Below are 22,714 nucleotides of genomic sequence, written 5' to 3' on the forward strand. Positions count from 1 at the left end.
TTAGTGTTTGAGGGAGGGGAAAGTGAAAGCGATTGTACTTAGCTTGCTCGCAACCATGGCCATGACTCTCCGGGTGGAGGCCGCGGAAGTGAAGGTGATCAACCCAGACACCTGGTTTGCCGAGGGGCCCGTTTGGTACCGTGACAAGCTTTTCTATGTGGAGTACGGCAGGCACACGGTGATGGTGTGGGATGGCAAGGCAAACAAGGTTTTCTGGAAGCAGGAGGGCTGCGGCCCTTCGGCGGTTGTCCCAAATGCAGACGGCGAGTTTCTTGTAACCTGTTATGATTCCAACTCGATTGGCCGGATATCGGCCGAGGGAAAATCGCTCGAGCCGTTCACCGTCGACCGATCCGCTGCTCCGTTTGTCGGTCCGAATGATCTTGCTCCGGATCGCAAGGGAGGTGTCTATTTTACCGGATCGGGGAAAGGGGGAGCGCTGATCGACGCCTCTGCCTATTACCTCGGAAAGGATGGGACAGTCACCAAAGTTGCTGACGACCTGCACAATGCCAATGGTGTTGCCCTATCTAACGACGGCAACCTCCTTTACGTCGTCGAGACGGAAGACAATCGGATAATAGAATTCGACGTTGGAAATGGTGGCTCGCTCAGCAATCGCCGCGTTTTCCTGCGGTTGGATGATCTTTTCCCCGATAGGCCACACATCTGGCCGGACGGGATCAAGGTGGACAGCCGCGGCTACATTTATATCGGGCAGAGCCCACGATCGCTTGGAACGTCGGCTGAGATTGTCGTAGTTGACCAAGACGCAAAGCTGTTGCGCACCTTGTCCGTCCCATCACCCTCCGTCCCTAATTTCGCTTTTGGCCCGGACGAGAAGACCCTTTACGTCATGGCGCTTGATGAGATCGATAAGGCGCCATGGCGCGGCAAGGTCTATGAGATCCCCAACGAATAGCTATCAGTTTTCTTCACCCTCCGCGCAGGGCGGTCGAAACTGGATGGGCGCTCTGACGTCTCGCGTAAGTGTCTCAAGGTGACCTGAGGAACGATACGATGGGCGGCACGTAGGCCACGCTCGAGGCGGTGGTCAGTTGAGCGAAGCACTGGTTTCGAGTTGTCGGCAGCGCGGATCAAGAACCGCACCGAGCGAAAATTCACCAATGAGCACATTCCGCCGCCTGGCAGGTGAAACTAAACAAAGGGCCGCTCGTTTCCGCGCGGTCTTGCCGATTATGGTCGGGATCTGCGCCATCGGCACCGGCAACACGATCCTCACGACGAAGGTTTCGCTACATCTCAGCGAACCTTCGATCAGTTCGCATGTTGTCGAATTGGTACTGACGGCATTTCCCTTGGGTTTTCTGGTCGGCTGCCTCGTCGCTCGGCCGCTCGTATCTCGCCTCGGCCACGAGCGCACCTTCTTGGTCATCGGGCTGCTGGCTGCCTCCGCCGCGGGCGTCTACACCTTAACGACGGTGGCGACGATATGGTTTTGCCTTCGGCTGCTTACGGGTTTCGCGATGGCTACGATGTTCGTTACGATCGAGAGCTGGATCAATCTATATGCTGACCAAGGTAACCGGGGCGCACTTTTTTCCCTATATATGCTGATGTCGTCCCTGGCGGTTTTGTTTGGACAACTAATTGTCGAAGCAGCCGGTGCGGATTCTCCGTTTCTGTTTCTATTCGTTCTGATTTCCACCAGCTCGGGCCTTTTTTGCTCGCGTTTCGCGGGCAATCGCTGGCCGCCTCTGCCGAAGCTCCTGTCAGACGACGCGTCTAGTTTTGCGCCCGCGCGGGGGTACGCCCTGCGCCAGCTTGTGCGGCTCGCCCCGGTTACGGTCGTGAGCGTGTTCCAGGCAGGCATGGCCAACATGAACGTCTATACTATGACGCCTATCTACGGCGAACGGGTTGGCTTAGACGCCGCGTTGTCCGTCTCTCTGATCACGGCCTTCAGTGTTGGTGGACTGCTGGCGCAGGGACCCATCGGGTGGCTGTCAGATCGCATGGATCGGCGCTTACTCTTGCTTCTGCAGGGGTTTGCAACGACGTGCGTCTGCGCCTCCATTGCCATGCTGGAGGCGAGCGGTGAGGGACTGCTTTGCGCACTGTTCTTCGCTTATGGTGCAACTGCCCTCACGATTTACCCCGTCAGTGTCGCATATGCGAATTCACGGCTCGCAAGCCGAGACATCGTTAGCGCATCCGGTAGCTTGCTCCTGCTCTACTCCATGGGCAACCTCCTCGCGCCGGCCGTCGCTGCCGGACTAATGGATCGGGTCTCTCCCCATGCTCTGTTCATCTTGCTGGGCAGCGGCGCCCTGTCAGTCGCTGCCGCCGCCTTTTTCAGTCTTCTCCGTCGTCGCGGCACTGACGCGAACTCGTCTCTTGCGCCATGTGAGGGCCAGTGAATGCGCGATGCAAAAAATATAAAAACGACTGCCGTTCCTTGCTCCGACATGAATGGCGGATTTGCACATTGAATTCAAAAATACGATGTGTGAGCCTGATTATATCGAGAAAATTGGTCGTCGAGAGGATAGCTCTATGTACTTCCACCATCCAGGACCGCCCCGCTACTTCGTCGGATACGGGCAGCATCCTCCGAAGGTTCAATGGCCCAATGGCCGTCTGGTCGCCGTCAACATTGTCGTTTGCTATGAAGAAGGATCGGAATACTCCGTCCTCGACGGCGACTCCTACTGCGACGGCTGGGGGGAGTATCCCCTTTCGGCCCCGGCGGGTATACGCGATCTGGGCACAGAGACTCATTTCGAATACGGCAGCCGTGTTGGTATTTGGCGGATAGCACGGATACTTGACCGCTATGGTGTGCAGGCCACCATCTCAGCGACGGCCGAAGCTCTGGCGCGTAACCGCGAATTTACAGCCTACCTGCGTGAATCGGGTCATGAAGTGCTTGGGCACGGCCTTCGCTGGACCGAGCAGTGGACGCTAACGCGTGAAGAAGAGCAAGACCGACTTCATCGGGCGGTGGCGTTGTTCAGTGACCTGCTGGGCGTGAGGCCGATTGGCTGGAACAGTCGTTCCTATCCAAGTGTAAATACACGTGAACTGCTGATGGAAGAGGGGGGATTTCTCTACGATTCCGACCCCTGTAACGATGACATTCCATATTTTGTCCCAACGCCCCAGGGACGCCTCTTGATCGTGCCCTACAGCAAGACACTGAATGACAGCCGCTACTTAATCAGTCCCGGCTACGTGACCCCTGAGGACTTCGTTCAGAACGTTGCAAGTTACCTCGACTTCTTGGTGCGCGAATGCACCGAGGACCAGTGCGGACGCATGATGACAATTGCTTTGCACGCCCGCTGGACCGGCCAGCCTAATCGCGCGTCGGCGCTCGAAGGAATCCTGCGCACTGTCCAGTCTAGACCAGAAGCAATGTTTATGCGGCGCAACGATATCGCTCGTTACTGGATGTCGCGATATCCCGTGGGCACCAAAGAGGTGGTTGCGGAAAATGGCATTCAAGAAGGACCACCTGCATGAGCCTGCTTGTAACTGGCGGCCACGGGTTTGTCATGAGCAATTTAGTACGGGCTTGGCTCCAGAAACATCCAAGCGAGTCCGTCACACTCCTGGATACGCTGCCGCCCGACGAAATGGCGGAGAGATTTTTCCGAGGAGTTAAAGACCGGATTCGGTGGATAGTCGCAGACCTTCGAGATAGGGGAACGTGGTTCAACGAAGCGCTTTCACTCGGGATCGACCGTATTGTTCACGGAGCCGCAGTGACGCCTCATGCTTGGTTCGACGGGACCGGTGCTCGACATGATCCCGAGCGCGAAAACCCCGAGCGGGTGCTTGACGTCAACCTTGGGGGGACACTTGCCGTGCTAGCGTTCGCTCGCGAGCTACCGGCATGCAGACGCTTCCTGCTGGTCAGCACCGGGTCCGTGTATGGTGATGACGGCCCTGACGGGCCTTTGCCCGAAGAAGGCTACGTTGCCCCGACCACGCTCTACGGCGTGTCCAAGCTCGCGGCCGAGATGGTCGCGCGACGCTATGGTGAACTCTATGACCTGCCGGTGGTTACCGCACGCCTTTCCAGCGTGTTCGGCCCAATGGATCGCATGCTCCCGTCGCGTCATGTGGCATGTGCCCCAAACCGGATGACGGCTCTGGCGCTCGCCGGGAATGACCTGCGGCTAAACAGTACCGACGGTGTCGGGGACTGGGTCGCAGTCCAGGATGTCGCAGTGGCGCTAGCTCTGCTTGTGGAGGCCGAGCGACCTTTGAACGCGGTCTACAATATTGCCTCGGGAGTTGCCGTTTCGCTTGGGACTCTGGTGGAAACGGTGGAGCGACTTGTTCCGGGCCTGCGCTGGAGTGTCGATCCTAGTCACCCGAACGTGGTTGCCGAACCTAGCAAGCTCAGAGGCCAGTGGGGCGCCTACGATATATCTCGCTTGGGGACGGAGTTCGGTTGGACGCCGCTACCGCTGGAACAGCGCCTACAAGACTACATCGAGTGGCAGAAAGAATTCATAGACAAAAGGACCCTGATATGAATGGAGCAGACGTTGTAGCCGAAATCCTCAAACGCGAAGGCGTCGAGCGCATCATCGGTTTTCCCCACAGCGAGCTTTTGGAAAGCACGGCCAAACTCGGCATGGCGCCGATAATCTCGCGCACTGAGCGGATAGCGGTCAACATTGCCGACGGCTTCACCCGCGTCAGCGGAGGCCGTAAGCTTGGCGCGGTGACGGTGCAATACGGACCGGGCACAGAATGCGCCTTTGGCGCGGTCGCGCAGGCTTACAGCGATAACACGCCGTTGATCTTTCTCCCCAATGGACATCCCCTCGGCCGAAACGCAGTCGCCCACAACTTCGAGGCATTGCGCAGCTTCCATCATGTCACGGGATGGTCGGTGCGGGCCGAACGCGGCGACATGCTGCCGCAAATCTTCCAGCGGGTGTTCCGCCAAGCGCGCAATGGTACGCGCGGCCCAATGATGGTCGAGCTTCCGTCCGATATCCTGCTTGCGGATGCGACATGGAATGTCGATGAGTACGTGCCTCCGATCCGGTCGGTGCCACAGCCGGATCCGGTCGATGTGCGCCGGCTGCTCGACATGCTGCTGGCAGCAAAATCCCCGCTGATTCTTGCGGGTCAGGGGGTGCTTTATGCGGATGCCCACCGGGAACTGGTCGAACTGGCGCAATTGCTACAGGTCCCGGTCGCCACGACACTCAACGGCAAGAGCGCGTTTCCCGAAAACCATCCGTTGTCGCTCGGCACGGGAACCCGTTCGTTCTCGACACTGATCGAGCACTTCTACGGCAAGGCCGACTTCGTTCTTGGTGTCGGTACGAGCTTTTCCAAGTCGCTTTACATCACTCCCTTGCCGCCCGGCGCGAAGCTTGCCCAGGTCACATTGAATGCGGCCGACGTTGGCCGGGAGTACTCGGTCGAGCTAGCTTTGGTGGCCGATGCAAAGGCAACGATGACGCAACTCATCGAGGAGGCAAAGAGCCGTCGGGGCCTCGCCGAAGCGCGGGCGGAGCGCGCCGTGGTGACCGAAATCGCAGAGCTGGAAAGCGCTTTCCTTGCTACCTGGGCGCCGATCAGGGATGACGATGCGAGCCCTATCTCCCCCTACCGTGTACTGCGCGATCTCGCCGCCACCGTCGATCCGATGCGTACCATCGCCACGCACGATGCCGGCCACCCGCGCGACCAGATGGTTCCCTTCTGGAAAACGCCCATACCGCATGGCTATGTCGGGTGGGGAAAGAGCACTCAGCTGGGGTCAAGCTTGGGCCTAATGATCGGCGCGAAGCTAGCCAAGCCTGACCATTTGTGCGTCGCTGTCATGGGCGAGGCTGCCTTTGGTATGGTCGCGATGGACTTCGAGACGGCGGTGCGGCATGAATTGCCGATCCTCGTCTGCCTGCTACGAAATGGGATCATGGGCGGTTATGGCCAGTATATGCCGACGGCGACCGGCCGGTTCGCGGCCAATGAACTGACGGGCCATTATTCCAACGTGGCCAAAGCACTCGGCGGTCATGCCGAGCGTGTCGAGAGGGCCGGCGATCTCATTCCGGCGTTCCAGCGCGCCATAGCGGCGACCAAAGAAGGCAAGGCGGCGCTGGTGGAGTGTATCACCCGTGAGGAACCGCGAGTGGCGGGCGTGAGGTAGAAGTGTTCGACCTAATTTTACGCGGTGGAAGCGTCGTCGATACCGACGCGGTCCGCCCATTGGATCTCGCCATAGACGGTGGCAAGATTGCGGCGCGGCTCGCTCCTGGCGAGCCGGCCCAGGCCGTGACGGTGCTCGATGTTTCCGGTCTGTTGCTCATGCCGGGTCTCGTGGATGCCCATGTGCATCTGAGGGAGCCGGGTATGACCTGGAAGGAAGATTTCGCCAGCGGGACCAGGGCGGCAGCCGCGGGTGGCGTGACGACCGTCCTCGTGATGCCTACCGACGACCCTTGGACTGTATCGACGGCTGATTTTACCGCCAAGCAGGCGCTGGCCCAAGGCCGCATCGCTTGTGATGTGGGGCTGCAGGTTGCGGTCTCAGGGGATGGTCAGGATCTAGCCGAACTCAGACGATTGGGTGCGACGTCGTTCGAAATCTTTACGTCGGACGTTCAGCCTCAATTCCTGCACGGCACGACCAGGAGTCTGCATAGCGCGATCGCAGCGGTAGCGGCCGCCGGCGGCACTGCCGCTGTGTCGAGCGGTGATCAATCATTGCTCGAGGCTGCGGTCGCGGGGTTGGTTCAGGGTCGAAGCACGCCGGCAGACTTTATTGCCAGTCGATCGGCGCTGGCCGAAGCCCAAGGGATTGCGCGGGTCATCTTGGCCGCCGCGGACGTCGGCGTTCCCGTCCATATCCGACAGACCAGTTCGCGCCAGAGCGTGGATACCTATCGTCGTCTGCGCGATCTCGCAGATGTCTCGATTGAGACGGGTGTCCAAGGTCTGCTGTTTACGCAGGCCGACTACGCGCGGTTGGGTCCGATGGCGAAGGCCTCGCCGCCATGGCGCGCCGAAACGGATCGCGATGCGTTACGTGCTGCTCTCGCTGACGGCACGATCGACATGGTGGTGACCGATCACGCGCCTCATCTATTGCAAGAAAAACTGGCGTCTGCCGACGATTTTGCCGCTGTTCCGGGCGGGTTCCCGGGTCTGCAGACCCTGTTGCCCGCGTTGCTTTCGCTCGTCGACGACGGCCTGATCCAGATGAACGACCTGGTGCGCTTGGCATCCACCCGTCCGGCACAGCGCTTCGGCCTCGGATCCTACAAGGGACGCCTTTCTGTAGGTTACGACGCCGATGTAATCGTGATTGATCCCCGGAGGCGGTCGACGGTGCGCACGGCCGATCAGTTGAGTAAGTCGGCGTACACGCCGTTCGAGGGGTTGAGCGTTTCGGCCGTGCTCGACCGAGTGTTTTTAAGGGGGCGAGAGGTCGCGCGGGCAGGAACGCCTGTCGGGGATCCGGTCGGCGCCATTCTTATGCCGGAGGTTTAGGTCTTGGCCACGCTCAATGGAAAAGTTGCAATCGTCACAGGTGCGAGTTCGGGGATCGGACGAGCAATCGCCATCCGATTGGCTGCGGAAGGCGCGAGTGTGGTTATCGCTGACGTCTTGGATCGCCCTGTCGAAGGCGGCATCTGCACAACTGAAGCTATCGGGGCAGCGGGCGACCGCTGCCACTTCGTGAAGACCGACGTTTCGGACGCGAATGCGGTCGAAAACACCGTGCGCCAGGCGGTCGAACGCTATGGCCGTCTCGACGTGATGGTGAACAACGCCGCGATCTACACCAGCACCGGCCTAATCGAGACGACCACCGCGGATTGGAAGCGCGTCATGGCGGTTAATGTCGAGGGCGTCTTTCTCGGCTGCAAAAGCGCGGTGCGCCAGTTTCTCACACAGGAGCCTGTCGGCGAGACGCGGGGGCGCATCATCAACATCGCGTCACAGCATGGCATGATCAGTTGCCCCGGTGACATTGCCTATGGCGTCAGCAAGGCCGCAGTTGAGCATTTGACGCGGCAGGTGGCCACTGAATTCGCTGAGCAGCTTATTCCCTGCAACGCAATCGCGCCCGGCAAGATTCTGACTGGTCGAACCGATATCGGCATCGATCCGGTTTTGCTCGCTTATGCGCGTTCGCGCACGCCATGGCCCCGTCTTGGTCGTCCAGAGGACATTGCGGGCGCTACGCTGTTCTTGGCTAGCGACATGGCGAGCTACATCACCGGTGCGACGCTACTGGTGGATGGCGGCTGGATGGCCCGATAACGGGTCAGTCCAGCCAAGGCGTGCTGTCTTGCACCGGTCGGTTGAAGCCCGAGGGCGCAGCGGTCTTGCGGGCGACATAGACACCATGCCCGTGCGCCTCGGTCAGCACCCCGTCTCGGATGATCGGGAGGCCGCGAACGAGAACTGTTACGGGCTTGCCCGTCACAACGTGGCCTTCATAGGGTGTGTAATCGACGTTGGAGCGCAACGCGCTCTGCGCCAAGGTCCATTTGCGATCAGGGTCCCAGAGGCAAAGGTCGGCATGCAGACCGCATTCGATACGCCCCTTGACGTGATCGACGCCGTACCACCTAGCGGCATTGCGCGCCGTGAGATCGAGATAGCGCGGCAGGGTAATCCGTCCGGTACGCAAGCCCTCCGAGAACAGCAGTGGCATTTGCGTTTCCAGGCCTGGAATGCCGCTGACTGCTCGCTCGAACGAGGGATTGGCTGGATCCGGCAGTTTGTCGGCAAGCCTGTATGGCGAGTGGTCTGATGACCAAAGTTGGATCTCGCCAGATTCCATCGCAGCCCAGAGATGCTCTTGGCTCGCTTTTGTCCGGGGCGGCGGGGAAAAAACGAACCGTGCCGCATTGGTTGGGTCACCGTTCAGATCGGCTGCCGTTAGGAACAGATATTGCGGGCAGGTCTCGCCGACCACGTCGACACCTCTGACGCGACCTCGCACCAGTTCCTCAGCCGCCTGGATGCAGGAAACGTGCAGCACCGCAATTCGTCCGCCGGTCACCTCGGCCAGCGCGATGGCTCGATGCGTCGCCTCGCGCTCCATTATCTCCGAATGTGCGACCGCGTGATAGCGCAGCCCGGTGCGGCCGCTTTCGGCGAGGCGTTGTGCGGTGCGCCGGATCGCCGCGTCGTTTTCGGCGTGCACCATCACGATCATGCCACGCGCTCGCGCGGCTTCGAGCACGTCAAGGAACAGATCGTCGCCCACAAAAAGTTCGCCAAAGGTCATGAAGACCTTGACTGATACCACGCCCTCGCACACCAGCCGGTCAAACTGTGAACCCAGATCCGACGCTGACGCGCCGGTGACGACACCGTGTAGGCCGTAGTCGATGACCGAGCGTCCGGCCGCGCGCCCGGTCGCACGGTCGAAGGCATCGAGCGTCGACATGCCAGGCCCCGGCATGGCGAAAGGGAACATGCAGGTGATGCCACCAAATGCAGCTGACACCGAACCCGACCGAAAATCGTCCGCACTCTGGGCACTACCCCAGTCCGGCTGGTCGAGGTGGCAGTGGGAATCGATACCGCCGGGCATAACCCACAGCCCCGTAGCGTCGATCGTCTCTCGCCCCGAAAGATCCGTTCCGAGCTCGCGAATAAACCCATGGCCTATGCCAATGTCACTCTCGACCAGATTGTCGCCGATGGCGACCTGACCTCCCTTGATGACGAAGTCATGCATCATACGTATCCAGTTGTTGGGGTTCAGGTGGGGGTGCCGAGGACGCGGGAACGATCATTGGTTCCATCGCCAGTAATTCCTCGCGGGGAAGGTGGCAGACAATGCGATGGCTGTTCGTGAATTCGTGGACCATCGGCGGTTTGTCGCGGCAGACCGCGCCCAGCGAATAGGGGCATCGGGTTGAAAAGGGACAACCCGTCGGAGGATTGGTAGGTGATGGCAGTTCCCCGGAAAGCACGACTTTGCGCTTTGACACACTCGGGTCGGCAATCGGGATGGCCGAGAGCAAAGCCTCTGTATACGGATGGTACGGCGGCGCGAACACTTCATCGACCGAGCCTTGCTCGACGATCTTGCCGACATACATGACGACTACCCGGTCTGCGAGATAACGGACGACGGAAAGGTCGTGACTGATAAACAGCAATGTTGTGCCAATCTCCTGTTGGATGTCCATCAGAAGCTCGGTGACAGCTGCCTGCACAGACACGTCCAGCGCGGAGATCGGTTCGTCGGCGACCACGATAGCTGGCTTTCCCGCAAAGGCGCGGGCGATTCCGATGCGTTGTTTTTGTCCGCCGGAGAGTTGATGCGGGCGGCGCGTGGCAAAATGGTGGGGTATCTTCACGAGGTCGAGCAGGCGCAACACCTGCGCCTTGATTTGCGCTTCGTCGCGCTCAGCTCCGAACTTGCGGATAACACGGGCGATCTGCGCGCCGACGCTGTGGCTGGGATTAAGCGTATCAAACGGATTCTGGAAAACCATCTGTAGATTGCGGATTGTGTCGCGGGGACGCTTCTCCACCACGACATTTCCGAGTTCCCGGCCGCCGATGCGGACCGTGCCGGAAGACGCCTCCTCTAATCCCATGACGATCTTGGCGAGTGTTGACTTGCCGCAGCCCGATTCTCCGACGATCGCGACCGTCTCGCCTGAGCGCGCGGTAAAGGTGATGTCTTCGTTGGCACGCAGATGCCCATAGCGCTTGCTCAGTCCATCGACCTCGACGGCAACAGCGCCAATGTCAGCCCGAGAACGTTCGACGCGGGCACTACCGCTTGGCTCCCCCGTGAGCTCTCCGAGACGTATGCATCGAGAGAGCCACGGCGCTGCGGAGGGAACCTTCAACATTGGGATCGGGTCGGCATTGCACCTGCCGGCGACGAAAAACGCGCAGCGTGGCCCGAAATTACATCCCGCTGGTCGCGCCTCGGGTGAGGGAAGTTGGCCGGGGATCGCGATCAAGGGACGACTGAACTTGTCGGTACCTGGGATTGGGATGGAATTGAAAAGACCACTTGTATAGGGATGACGGGGCGAGGCGAAGATGGCGTCAACCGGTCCAGCCTCGACTGCCTCGCCGGAATACATGACGGTAAGCTCGTGACAGGTTTCGCGGATAAGGCCAAGGTTGTGCGAAACGTAAAGCATCGTGGTGCCATAACGCTCCGAGATTTCGCGGATCAACTCCACAATGCCCGCCTCGATGGTGACGTCGAGCGCGGTAGTCGGCTCATCGAGTAGTAGAACCTTCGGATTCGACAGAAGGGCCATCGCGATGATCACGCGCTGCTGTTGTCCGCCGGAGATTTGGTGCGGGAACGAGCGCAGTATGCGCTGCGGATCGGGCAGGCGGACCCGTTGCAGTATTTCCATCACTTCCGAGAAAGCGGCTGAGCCGCTGAGGTTACGGTGATAGGTGAGCACCTCGGACAATTGGTCGCCGATCCGCATAGATGGGTTCAGCGAGGCCATCGGCTCCTGATAGACCATTGCGATGTCGGCGCCGCGTATGCGGCGCAGCTCTTCCGGCGACATGGTCAACATGTCGCGGCCCTGAAATAAGATCTGGCCTTTGACGATCCGCCCGTTTCGGCCGAGATACTGCATGATGGCGAGCGCGATGGTGGACTTTCCGCAGCCCGACTCGCCGACAAGCCCGTGGGCGGTGCGAGCGTTCAGCTTCAGATTAAAATCCACGACCGCGGGCACCTCGCCCTGGCGGGTAAAGTAGGAAATGGAGAGATCCCGGCATTCGAGGATTGGGATCTCGTCGGGAATGGGTTTGTCAGTCGCGATGAAGGTCATCGTCAATCCTTCAAGCTGATTTCTCTGATGCCGTCTGCGATGAGGTTAAAGCCGAGGATGAGGCTCGACACCGCCACCGCTGGAATGATGAGCATGTAGCCGAGCTTCCAGACCAGCGCCGCGGACGAGGCTTCTTTGATCATGAGGCCCCAGTCGGGGTCTGGCGGTTGCAAACCGAGCCCAAGAAAAGTGAGTGTGGTAATGGCCACTGTGGTGTAGCCGAGCCGTAAGCAGGCATCGACGACCAGCGGTCCGCGCACATTGGGTAGGATCTCGACGAACATGATCCAAGCGGCGTTCTCGCCGCGCGTTCGTGCCGCCACGATGTAATCCCTGTTCCGGGCATCGAGCGCAAGGCCGCGCACAACGCGCATGATCGCGGGAGCGGAGGAAACTGTGACTGCTACTATGATGTTGAAGCCGGTCTGGCCCAGGTAATTTAGAATAAGTATGAACAGCACCATGACCGGGAAGGACAGGAGCACATTGCAGATGAAGGAAATCAATTCGTCGCGCCAACCACCAAGGTAGCCAGCGACGAGACCGAGCACCGATCCGACAGCATAGGCCGCGGCCGTCGCTGTCATGCCCCAGACGATCACCCGTTGCGAGCCCCAAATGGTTCGCGACAGCATGTCCCGGCCGCGCATGTCCGTTCCAAACAAAAAGGTCACGCCGTTCTTGACCGCGCCGGGCAGGAGATAGGGCGCATAGGGCTTGTTCGGGTCGAGTAGCGGAAGATAGGGGGCCACCGTTGCCATTAGCAACCAGAAGAAGACAAGGATCGCGCCGACCCGTGCGATGCGTGAATCCCGCCACGCCGAGTATGCGATGCTATAGAGGATGATGACGGCGACGACGGCTGGCACAAGGAGGAACGTCTGCGCCGCGCCCAAGTGGGCAGCTAGCATCACGTAGGACGCAAGCGGCAGATAAATCGAAAGAAGCAGGAGCCCGATTGTAGCGCGCTTCGAAAGGCCGATGTGAGAGAGAAGTACGTTGTCCACTAGGCGGCCCTCAGGCGCGGGTTTAACACCAAATAGCCGATGTCAGACAGGAGTTGGGACATGACAGCGACGAACACGGCAACGAGTGTGGCGGCCTGCAGGACGGCGATGTCACCGAATACCGCGGCGTCGAAAAGCAACCGACCGAATCCGTTGTACTGGAAGAAGACTTCCACCACGACGACCTGAGACAATAGCCAGTTGAGCTGCAGAAAGATGAGGGTAAAGGGCACGATGAGGGCATTGCGGAGAGCATGCTTCACGATGACCCGGTGATGCGGCAAGCCTTTCAGGACCGCAGTGCGGATATAGTGCGAAGTCATCACTTCAGCCATCGACGCGCGTGTCATGCGCACGACGTAGCCGACGTCGTAGATGAGCAAGGTCAACACAGGAAGCACCATCTCGCGCACGCTGAAGCCGCCGACCATCGCCGATTTTGCGGGCACCAAACCTAGCCCCAGCGCCAGGACAACCGTCAGCAGGACTGCGGTCGCAATTTCAGGAATAGAGGTTGAGACGACCGCCCCGACCGAAATGACTCGGTCGAGGCGCGACCCTTCGTTCATGCCGGCTAGCACCCCCAAAATCAGCGACAGAGGCACCATGATGAGAAACACGGCCACGGCCAGCTCTGCGGTCTTGAGCAGACGCGCACCGAGCAAAGCGCCGACATCGGTATTTTTCTCGATCGACCAGCCGAGCCGACCTTTTGCCGTGTTAGCTACCCATTCGACATAGCGTTTCATGAAGGGTTCGTTGAGGCCCTTCGTCTCGAGCCAGGCCTGGTAGTCGGTCTCGGATAGCGTCGCGACGCCAAAGGCACCCAATTCCGAGACCGCGATGCGTTTCTTGAATTGATCGGTGTCGAAGACTGCAAAGAGGAGAATGGATATAGTCGCCATGATCAGCAGCATCTGCGCCAGGCGCCGCACAATGAGACCGATCATACGCCGACCATTCCATACGGGTGTGCCAACCGGGCGAACGATGTGCCGGTGCTGACGTCCTTCATGATGTTTGTCAAAACGTCAGCTCCCGACCCAGACTTTGGTCAATTGCATTTGCCGACCGGGATTGACGGCGTATCCGTGCACGGTGTCCAGGGCGGCACCATAGATCGGTCGCCAGAATGCCTGCACCATGATGCAAGCATCCTGTAGGATCTTCTCGACTTGCTCCATCTTGGCGCGCCGTTTCTCGACATCGATCGTGGCGCCGGCCTCATCGAGGAGATCATCGAACTCCTTGTTTGAGAAATGGGTCTCATTCCACGGCACGTTGGAGCGATAGCCCTGCGCAAGCACCATTGTGCCGAGCGGACGATGATCCCACGGCGTGGCTCCAAACGGGGCCTTGTCCCACACCTCCCAGAACTTGGTGGCCGGAAGCACGTTGATGGAAAGGTTGATCCCGGAATCTTTCATCTGGTCGCGGATAGCTTCACAGGCAGCTTGGTGCCACGGGCCATCGGTGTTGCCGACGGTAATGGTGATGTCCAGGCCCTGCTCATGCCCGGCCTCCGCTAACAGCTTCTTTGCTCCCTCCACGTCGCGCACCATGTCCGGCAAAGGAAAATACTCTGGATGGACCGGGCTGACATGAAAATTGGCGCCGACACTGCCGCCGTCTGGAAAGACCAGCGTCTTGATAGCGGCGTTGTCCACCGATTTCACAATGGCTTGCCGCACACGAATATCGTCGAATGGCTTCTGATCGATTTGCATCCGGCAGCACAGTGTGTTGGCCGTGTTTGTAGACAGGATGGATGCGCCTTCGATCGACTTCGCAAGCTCGAGTTGATCGATTGTCAACTCGGCGGCGACATCGATTGAACCGGACGCTAGCGCGGCGGGCTGATTTTCGGCCTCGAAGTGGTAGAAGTGGATCTCGTCGAGATAGACTTCGCCGCCCCAATAAGAGAAATCCTTACCGTCCGTCGTGGTCTTGAGCCGCTTGAGCACGCATCGCTCGCCGACCCTGAGCTCGCCCAAGGTGTAAGGGCCGGTGCCAATCGGGTCGTCGGAGAAGGGCGGCTTGAACGAGGGATGCACGATAAGTGTCGTCTTCTCGGCGCAGTCTTCTGGGACCGACAGCACGGGTGTGGTTAAGTTAAGTCGGAGTGTGTGCGCGTCCAAGACCTCAATGCCGTTTTTCGTCGGCTTTTTGATTGGATTGCCCTTTTGGTCGGACGCGCCAGTTGCCTCAGATAGGGCGTTGAAGGTCGAGAGCCCGAGATTCGGCGAGCCAGTTGAAGAATCCGCCCAGCGTCGAATGTTCCAAGCTATGTGGTCGGCCGTGAGTTCTTCTCCGTTGTGCCACATGACGTTCTTGCGCACCTGCAGCGTCCACACCTTGAGATCGGTGGACGGTTCCCACGATGTTATCAGCATGGGTCGAACGACATTGTCGTTGGCCAGGGAACACATGCTTTCAAGGATTGGGCGCGCCTGGTTGACCATCTGGTTCTGAGCGAACGTCGCCGGGTCGTCCAATTTGGCGACAGCGTCGCCAAGTCGCAATGTGCCACCCGCTCTCGCATTTGGGTCGACGGGCGGAAAGGGTGTGTCATCGGAAGCGAAAGCTGGTGCCTCAGCACCTGCCATCGCATAAGCGGCCGAAGCAGATATCCCCAGCAGCGCTGCAAGCCGAATGAACTCGCGGCGGTTCATAGCTTGGTTTTCGAATTGGTCTTTAATGTTTGGAAGCAGAGTTTCACTACCGGAAGGCATCTTCGTTCCCCATTTTTTGATTTCGGATGCGGGCGTGTATCGACTGTCATTCCTGGATTTGTGGTTAGTCCCTTCGCTCCTCTCCCTGATTGATCGGTCATCCGGATGGTACTGACGCGTGTTTTGATCGTCACGTTCACGACACGACGTTCTCGTCGCAAACGCGCCTCGATGACACCGATGCAGTCCGTAAATCGCCACTTGAATTTGAAAAATAGATTTCTGGACGCTATAATATCGAGAAAGCAATTTACAAAATCGCTCATGGCGTTCATCTTCCGACCATCCCGCAACTTCCGCTCAAGGATGGGCTATGACGCGATACCTCACTTTGGCCGCATGCCAGCTTGGCCCGACATCACGTACGGCATCGAGACGAGACACGGTCGACCGCCTGATCTATCTGCTTGAACGAGCTGCTACTGGAGGTGCCGATCTTGCTGTGTTCCCGGAACTGGCGTTGACGCCTTTCTTCCCCCGATGGGACATTGAGGAGGGGGCGGAACTGCTCTCGTTCTATGAAGCGTCTATGCCCGGACCTGAAACCACGCGGCTGTACCAAGCAGCAGCCAAGCTGAAAATTGGCTTCTCAATTGGCTACGCCGAACTTGTCCGCGATGGCGATCGGATAAGGCGGTACAACACGGCCGACCTGGTTGGGCGTGACGGCCGTTGCATCGGCCGCTACCGCAAGATTCACCTTCCAGGCGGCGACGAACCGACGCCGGCTACAACCGTTACGCTCGAGCGCAGATATTTCGAACCTGGGGATCTGGGGTTTGGAGTATTCGACTTTGCTGGCGTACGAGTTGGTATGGCGATTTGCAATGATCGCCGTTGGCCCGAGACCTATCGTATGTTGTGTCTAAACGGAGCCGAGGTTGTCTTGATCGGATACAACACGCCGTCATCGCTCGACGAGGCACCGGAAATGGATCACTTGCGCGAGTTCCACAGTCATCTCTCCATGCAGGCCGGCGCCTATGGGAACACGTTGTGGATAGCGGCCGCGGCGAAGGCGGGAATGGAAGAGGGGCAGATGCAGATCGGTGGATCATGCATCATCGCGCCGACAGGCGAGATCGCGACCAAGGCGACTTCAATTGAGGACGAAGTAGTATTGTATCGTTCGAACCTCGACCTGATCGCGACTTGCCGAAAGGTGAATTTCAATTTCGCCAACTACCGGCGGCCAGACCAATATCGGCTGATTGCCGAACGCGCTGGACCCATCTGATCCACGTAGGAGGCCGGTATGACGATAGCGCGCGCCGCGGTCGATCTGATGGCAACGCCCTCGCTTGCGATTGACCTGGATGCGGCGCAACGGAACATCGGTGTTGCCGTGGATCTCGTACGTCGCGGGGCAGCGAAACTGAGACCGCACTTCAAGGCACACAAAACAACCAGTCTGATGCGACTACAGATAGAGGCGGGTGGCTGCTGCGGGATCACCTGCGCGACTGCGCATGAGGCGCTCGTGCTGGCGGAAGCGGGTTTCGATGACATCCTCGTCGCCAATCAGGTCGCTGAAAAGGCAGGTCTGGTCGTGCTCGCACAAGCCGCGAAGTTGAAACGTATCACGGTGGCGGTAGATTGCTTCGAACATGTAGAGATGCTCGAGGAAACGGCGCGTGCCTATCACGTGCGATTTGGCGTTTTAATAGAGGTCGACGTCGGCATGGGGAGGTGCGGCCTAAATTTCGGCTCTTCCCGACTTCTGCCGCTTGCCGCCGAGGTTCGAGCCTCGAGCCGACTCGATTTCCTCGGTCTTCAAGGCTACGAAGGCCATGCAGTGGTGCGCGAAGATCGCGCGGTACGCAACGCGCTGGCATGGCAAAGCGCTGAGGCGCTACGGCATGAGAAGAAGCGAATCGAATTAGGTGGAATTCCCTGTCCGGTGATATCGGGCGGCGGAACGGGAACTCTAGACTTCGCCAACGCGCATGGTGTGCTCACAGAGATACAGGCCGGATCCTACGTATTGATGGACGCAGTCTACTCGGACGTCGGCGTCGGCTTTGAAAACGCGCTTTACTGCTGCACCACCTTGATCAGTCGGCGAGAGCCGGCGGCCGCGGTTCTCAATGCTGGCCTGAAGAGTATGTCAGGAGAATATGGGCCGCCTCGGTCCGCTGACGGCGACTTCACTGTGCTGGGCCTTTCCGACGAGCATACCCGCATTCGGCCGCGTTCCGATTGGGGTGCGAAAATCGGTGATCCTGTGCTGCTCATTCCGGCTCATGTGGACCCCACCATGAACCTGCACGAATTCGTTTTCGCCTGTTCAGGCAATGGCACAGTGCAGAAATGGCGTGTCGATGGGAGGCGGGCCGCGAGCCCGAGTCTGTTATGAGTTATCGCGCTTAGTGCCACGCGTCAGCGCGAGCTTTCTCAGGCCGTCTAGAGCGATCTCCAAAACCTCCGGATCGCGGCTCTGCGTTGGAAAGACTAGATAGACCACCCGCTGGAACGTAGGTGCGTCAGGAACGCGTTCCAATTGACCGGTAGCGATCAAAGGGGAGATGAGGCTATGTGGCAAGTATGCGGCCCCGCAAAGGGTCAATACGTGTTTCAATCCGAGTTCAGCTATACCAACCGACAACGACGATCCAGGGACGTCGGGGAATGCATGGCTGAACGAAGAATTGAATTCATAACCCCAGTCAATCATTATGAATTTTTCTTGCCACCGCCCAACAAGTGCCGGATGGCGCACCAAAATTAGGTCTTCGACCAAAAGGTCCTCCGAAACGAGACCCGAGCGCTTTTGTGGCAGATACATTATCGCTGCGTCCATCATGCCCGTGGACAGCGCGGTTGTAAGCATCTCGGATGGTCCCGACTCCAACTGCAATGCCACGTGCGGAGCCTGCCGTTTCATCCATTGCGCCCAGGCAACGCAGAGCTCGTCCTGCAGCGCAACCGGCCCCCCAAAACGAAAGAGGGATCTGAAGCCGGTGGGTAGAGCAATCCGCTGTCGGGCATGGTCCCAAGTTCGTACGATGTTCTCCGCGTACTCCCTAAAATCCCTCCCTGCTCGAGTCAGTTCCGTCCCGCCTCGGCTGCGTTTGAACAAGATGCACGACAACTCGCCTTCGAGCCCTTGAATGCGTGCGCTTACAGTGGACTGCATAATATCCAGCCTGGCGGCGGCCTGGGTGAAACTTCCGAGTTCCGCGACATAGAGAAAGGCGCGTATGGCATCGATGTTCATTAAGGCCGATCCCGATAAAGCTGCTGGTCACAATGCACTTTCGGCGTGCGAATTCCTCACTAGCAGTTCCTCGGTCGGGTTCCAACTTACGAACGAGCAACTGCGTCGCGGATGTCGATTCACCTTTGTAAAATGTCGTGGTCGCTACTTTAAAGCGCTTGCGGAACAGCCTTAACTTTGTCGGTCAACAATCGATTGGAAAGGCAGTGGTGCGTTGGCAAACAGCACATCAATGGCATCGGGAGCGTCGAAGCATCCTTTGGAGTGTGTCAGGGTAGGTTTCTATCTGACGCCAGAGTTTCCACTGTTGGCGTTCGCAGCAGCGCTGGATCCATTGCGCCAAGCAAACCGTCTCAGTGAGACGCCGTTGTACGAATGGGTGCTGATTTCTCAAGACGGTAGCCCGGTTGAGAACAGCGCTGGGTTCGCAGTGCCAATCGACAACAGCATAGAGAATGCGCCTCGTTGCCAGGTCGTAATTGTCTGTTGTGGTGCCGATCCAGCGCGGAATTTTAACAACCGCGTTCTGACCTGGCTTCGACGGTTGAACCGCCAGGGCGTGCTGCTGGGGGGGATTAGTACAGGCGCCTATCTCTTGGCGAGAACTGGACTGTTGGACGGTCGTAGCTGCACGGTGCATTGGGAAAACTTCGCGGATTTCCAGGAAATGTTCCCGAACGTTCTTGCGACGAACGACATCTTTACCGTCGACGGTTCCTTCATCACGTCGTCAGGCGGTACCGTCACGTTGGATATGATGCTCAGCATCATAGTGTCGTTTCATGGCAGATCGCTTGCTGTCGCGATTTCCGACCAGTTCAACCATCCCCAGATCAGAGGACAGGGGGAGGCGCAACGCATGACACCCGAGGCGCGTTACGGCATTACTCACACGAAACTTTGTGATGTGGTTCGCCTAATGCAAAGCAGCGTTCACGCTCCGATCAATCTCGCTGTTCTTGCAAAGCGTGTTGGGCTGTCTTCGCGGCAGGTTGAGCGGCTATTTCTGTCGCACCTCGATAGAACGCCGATTGATTTCTACTCTGAACTCAGGATGGAACGTGCGCATGAACTCATCTGCAGAACGAGCTTGCCAGTTGATGTCGTCGCCCAGCATTGCGGGTATTCTTCCGCACCACATTTTGCCCGTCGCTACCGCCTTCACTTCGGCGTCAGCCCGGCCGCGGAACGAAACGCCAGGTCGGCGAAATCAGCGGAAGTGTCGCAAGTCTCCCATTTAGCTGACGACTTGGTCCTCCAAAACGGATCTCAAACGGCTCCATCGGAGGGGATTTACAACGCTCCCACATATGGCACGAAACCGGATAACCGAGCGGCATATAGCGCCGGAGGTGTGCGACATTTTAGTGACCCCAACGGCGGCACGTCTGCAGATCACGGGCGTGGAAGAGTTGGGGAACAAACCTAATCTGGGCCCCGCAAGCCGGCAGTACTTCGACGAACAGCACAACAAGTTCGAGGTCGATGACTTCACTTGCGACTGATCGGCTTCCGACGTAGCGACGAAGCCCGCTTGAACGCCGCGCTACGAAGCTTCGCGTGCTTTCCTGTTCGTGCGCATTCTTGCACCGACAACAAGTTGTCCACCCTCGATGGCGGTCGGACGAACAAATTCTCGCGCGCGACTAAAGCATGTCGCCTACAGACACGAATTTCCTTCGCTTTTATCGATAACGGTGTATGTGTTCATTCAAGCAGTCAAATCGTTTATGGAAATGAGAGGGATTGTTTATGGATGATCTGCGCGAACTCGATCTTTACACTCCGGGCTTCATCGCCTTCGATGCTACGGTTCGCCTGGGCAGTTTCACGGCAGCCGCCGAGGAGCTGAACGTTACCCAGCCTACTATCAGCTACCGTATCAAGACGCTGGAGGAGCGCCTCGGCATCACGCTCTTCCTTCGGCGCGGTCGGGCCACCGAGCTAACGTTCGAAGGGCGCGTGGTCCTCGGGCAGGTGCGAGAGACGATGTCTACGCTTTTGGCGTCTGCACGAGCCATCAGACGGGCCCGCAACGATCCAAACACGGTGACCGTACTTTGCTCTCCTTCGTTCGCCGCGCATTGGATTCTTCCTCGACTCGAGCGCTTTCGGATCGCCGCACCCGAAATAAGAATGAGGATTCTCACGACGGATATGGCCCCGGAGGAAATCCGGGACACGGTGGATCTCTGGTTCACGCGTGGAACAGGTTCGTTTCCAGGCCGCCAATCGTGGCGTATTTGCCGCCAGGTTGTTACACCGGTCTGCGCCCCCTCGGTTCGATCGGCCCTATCGCATGACAAGCCGCTCGAGGATCTCGCACGCGTCGATTTGATCGACCTCAATGACGCCATGCACCCCTATCTCACCTGGAGTCAGTGGTCGCTTCTCTCCAAGCGGAAGCTCCCCAGGGAAGTGCCTCGCTACGTTTTCACCGACTACGGGATCATGGTCAAAGCAGCACTCTGCGGCCATGGCGTGATGCTTGGCTGGAGCTATCTTGTTCTGGACTACCTGCGCGACGGTCAACTTTTGGCGCTTACCGATCAATGGGTCGCGGCCGGCGACCCTTTGTGGTTGGCGCAGAATGACGAGACGCGCGACCTCTCGAGCGTGAACCGCCTGCGGGAGATCATCTTATCCGAGGCTAGTAGTCTCATGGAATTCTAATCATCGAGGAAAATTGGAGGGGACATGTCAGATCAGAATCTTGCGCAGGGGGAACTCACGCGAAGCACGGTATATTTGGTGGGATCATGCCTTCTGCTCTATATGCTCAGCACCTTTCTGAGGAATTCAGTTGGTGTTATCGCGCCTGACGTCTCGCTTGAGCTCGGCCTGGATGCCACTGAGCTGTCCCGATTGGTTTCGTTTTTCTTCCTCTCGTTTGCCTTATGTCAGATCCCCGTCGGCGTGCTGATCGACGTATTCGGAGCCCGGCGGATCATCCTCGGGGCCATCTGTGTGATGCTGGTTGGGTGCGCGATCTTCGCAACAGGCACTACCTATTCGCAACTCGCGATAGGTCGATTGATCATCGGGATTGGTTGCTCCAGCTTTTTGATGGCGCCGCTCGCCGTTTACGCCCACCGCTTCTCACCGGATCGCTTCTCTACGATGATCGGTATCCAGATGGGCGGCGGAATGGTCGGCATGCTCTTTGCGACAGCTCCTCTCGCCTCGGCCGCGGCAACTTACGGCTGGCGTAGCGTGTTTTGGGGAACGGCTGCATTCGGCATCATCGTGCTGGCGGCGATTGCCGTCTCGATGAAGAGCGAGCCTGCAGCGCCAGTGTCGCGAAAAGCGAACGTGCCGAAACTTCTATATTCGTCGATCACCGGTCTCAAGGATGTCATCCGCATGCCCGGCTTTGCGCCGGTGATGGCCATGCAAGTGATAACAGTCGGTCCGTCCTCCGTTATTCTTGGTCTTTGGGGTGGCCCATGGTTGCACGACATATATGGAATGGAACTGGTAGAACGTGGCAATACGTTGCTTGCAAACGGGATATTGGGCGCTCTCGGTACCTTTTTATGGGGGATGTCGGACCGCCGTTTCCAGAGCTACAGGAAGCCAATTCTGATTGGCAGCAGCATCACGTTCCTGTTCCTCGTGGCTTTGACGTTCACCAAGATTCCCCGTGAGGTACTGCCCGTCTTTCTAGCAGGACTTGGCCTGTTCGGTGCGTTCGGCCCGCTGGTCTTCGCCTATTCGCGGGGCCTGTTTCCCAGGGAATATGTAGCGCGAGGGCTGACGCTCATGAATACCGCCCAGATCGGCGGCGTCTTCATCCATCAGGCGATGACCGGATACCTGATCGACCTCTGGGAACCGACAATGACACCGAGCGGTCCGGAATATCCGCTTGAGGCCTACCAGCTGGTATTCGGGTTGCTTGCCCTCGAGGCCGCTTTTGCCTTTCTCTTCTACTGGCGGGCGAAGGAGGTCTATCCGAAGCGATAGACCTCC

General features: G+C 58.6%; 18 protein-coding genes. 12 read left to right on the forward strand and 6 right to left on the reverse strand.

Going from position 1 to position 22,714, the window contains the following annotated elements:
- The first annotated feature begins 22 nt into the window (after positions 1 to 22).
- From LAC81_RS29990 to LAC81_RS30020, 7 genes are all read left to right on the forward strand, one after another.
- On the forward strand, positions 23 to 922 hold the full coding sequence (locus LAC81_RS29990; RefSeq protein WP_223728305.1) for an SMP-30/gluconolactonase/LRE family protein: 900 nt from the start codon (positions 23 to 25) through the stop codon (positions 920 to 922).
- 205 nt (positions 923 to 1,127) lie between these two features.
- Positions 1,128 to 2,381: an MFS transporter gene (locus tag LAC81_RS29995; RefSeq protein WP_223728306.1), complete on the forward strand. Its 1,254-nt coding sequence runs from the start codon at positions 1,128 to 1,130 to the stop codon at positions 2,379 to 2,381.
- A gap of 136 nt (positions 2,382 to 2,517) precedes the next feature.
- Complete coding sequence (locus tag LAC81_RS30000) at positions 2,518 to 3,486, forward strand: polysaccharide deacetylase family protein (protein WP_223728307.1); 969 nt, start codon at positions 2,518 to 2,520, stop codon at positions 3,484 to 3,486.
- A complete protein-coding gene (locus LAC81_RS30005) occupies positions 3,483 to 4,508 on the forward strand; it encodes an NAD-dependent epimerase/dehydratase family protein (protein ID WP_223728308.1) in 1,026 nt (341 codons plus the stop codon). The genes LAC81_RS30000 and LAC81_RS30005 overlap by 4 nt, the downstream gene beginning before the upstream one ends.
- Entirely contained in the window at positions 4,469 to 6,145 is a 1,677-nt protein-coding gene (locus LAC81_RS30010; protein WP_223728309.1) for a thiamine pyrophosphate-requiring protein, read from the forward strand. Before LAC81_RS30005 ends, LAC81_RS30010 begins: the two co-directional genes overlap by 40 nt.
- 2 nt (positions 6,146 to 6,147) lie before the next feature.
- On the forward strand, positions 6,148 to 7,488 hold the full coding sequence (locus tag LAC81_RS30015; RefSeq protein ID WP_223728310.1) for a dihydroorotase: 1,341 nt from the start codon (positions 6,148 to 6,150) through the stop codon (positions 7,486 to 7,488).
- 3 nt (positions 7,489 to 7,491) lie between these two features.
- A complete protein-coding gene (locus LAC81_RS30020; protein ID WP_223728311.1) occupies positions 7,492 to 8,265 on the forward strand; it encodes an SDR family NAD(P)-dependent oxidoreductase in 774 nt (257 codons plus the stop codon).
- A gap of 4 nt (positions 8,266 to 8,269) precedes the next feature.
- Here LAC81_RS30020 and hydA read toward each other — a convergent pair whose 3' ends face one another.
- The 5 genes from hydA to LAC81_RS30045 form a co-directional block, all read right to left on the reverse strand.
- On the reverse strand, positions 8,270 to 9,697 hold the full coding sequence (gene hydA / locus LAC81_RS30025) for a dihydropyrimidinase (RefSeq protein WP_223728312.1): 1,428 nt from the start codon (positions 9,695 to 9,697) through the stop codon (positions 8,270 to 8,272).
- Positions 9,690 to 11,786, reverse strand: coding sequence for an ABC transporter ATP-binding protein (locus LAC81_RS30030; protein ID WP_223728313.1), 2,097 nt, complete (start codon positions 11,784 to 11,786; stop codon positions 9,690 to 9,692). The genes hydA and LAC81_RS30030 overlap by 8 nt, the downstream gene beginning before the upstream one ends.
- A 2-nt stretch (positions 11,787 to 11,788) precedes the next feature.
- A complete protein-coding gene (locus LAC81_RS30035; RefSeq protein WP_223728314.1) occupies positions 11,789 to 12,682 on the reverse strand; it encodes an ABC transporter permease in 894 nt (297 codons plus the stop codon).
- 110 nt (positions 12,683 to 12,792) lie between these two features.
- Entirely contained in the window at positions 12,793 to 13,743 is a 951-nt protein-coding gene (locus LAC81_RS30040; RefSeq protein WP_223728315.1) for an ABC transporter permease, read from the reverse strand.
- 81 nt (positions 13,744 to 13,824) lie between these two features.
- Complete coding sequence (locus LAC81_RS30045; protein ID WP_223728316.1) at positions 13,825 to 15,465, reverse strand: ABC transporter substrate-binding protein; 1,641 nt, start codon at positions 15,463 to 15,465, stop codon at positions 13,825 to 13,827.
- 373 nt (positions 15,466 to 15,838) lie between these two features.
- Between LAC81_RS30045 and LAC81_RS30050 the strand changes: the two genes are divergently transcribed.
- Complete coding sequence (locus tag LAC81_RS30050; protein ID WP_223728317.1) at positions 15,839 to 16,762, forward strand: nitrilase-related carbon-nitrogen hydrolase; 924 nt, start codon at positions 15,839 to 15,841, stop codon at positions 16,760 to 16,762.
- A gap of 18 nt (positions 16,763 to 16,780) precedes the next feature.
- Positions 16,781 to 17,881 (forward strand): alanine racemase, encoded by a 1,101-nt coding sequence (locus LAC81_RS30055; protein ID WP_223728318.1) that lies wholly within the window; start codon positions 16,781 to 16,783, stop codon positions 17,879 to 17,881.
- Here LAC81_RS30055 and LAC81_RS30060 read toward each other — a convergent pair.
- Positions 17,876 to 18,742, reverse strand: coding sequence for a LysR family transcriptional regulator (locus LAC81_RS30060; protein ID WP_223728319.1), 867 nt, complete (start codon positions 18,740 to 18,742; stop codon positions 17,876 to 17,878). The two genes, LAC81_RS30055 and LAC81_RS30060, sit on opposite strands and share 6 nt — an antisense overlap.
- 214 nt (positions 18,743 to 18,956) lie before the next feature.
- On the opposite strand from LAC81_RS30060, the gene LAC81_RS30065 reads away from it, so the two are divergent.
- From LAC81_RS30065 to LAC81_RS30075, 3 genes are all read left to right on the forward strand, one after another.
- A complete protein-coding gene (locus tag LAC81_RS30065; protein WP_223728320.1) occupies positions 18,957 to 20,171 on the forward strand; it encodes a GlxA family transcriptional regulator in 1,215 nt (404 codons plus the stop codon).
- Between the two features lie 323 nt (positions 20,172 to 20,494).
- The gene (locus tag LAC81_RS30070) at positions 20,495 to 21,415 is read left to right on the forward strand and encodes a LysR family transcriptional regulator (RefSeq protein WP_223728321.1); all 921 of its coding nucleotides are present in this window, start codon (positions 20,495 to 20,497) and stop codon (positions 21,413 to 21,415) included.
- 24 nt (positions 21,416 to 21,439) lie between these two features.
- Positions 21,440 to 22,708, forward strand: a complete 1,269-nt coding sequence (locus LAC81_RS30075) for an MFS transporter (protein WP_223728322.1) — start codon at positions 21,440 to 21,442, stop codon at positions 22,706 to 22,708.
- Positions 22,709 to 22,714 lie beyond the last annotated feature (6 nt).

It is taken from the genome of Ensifer adhaerens, assembly GCF_020035535.1.
In the GTDB taxonomy this organism is placed as follows: Bacteria; Pseudomonadota; Alphaproteobacteria; order Rhizobiales; family Rhizobiaceae; genus Ensifer.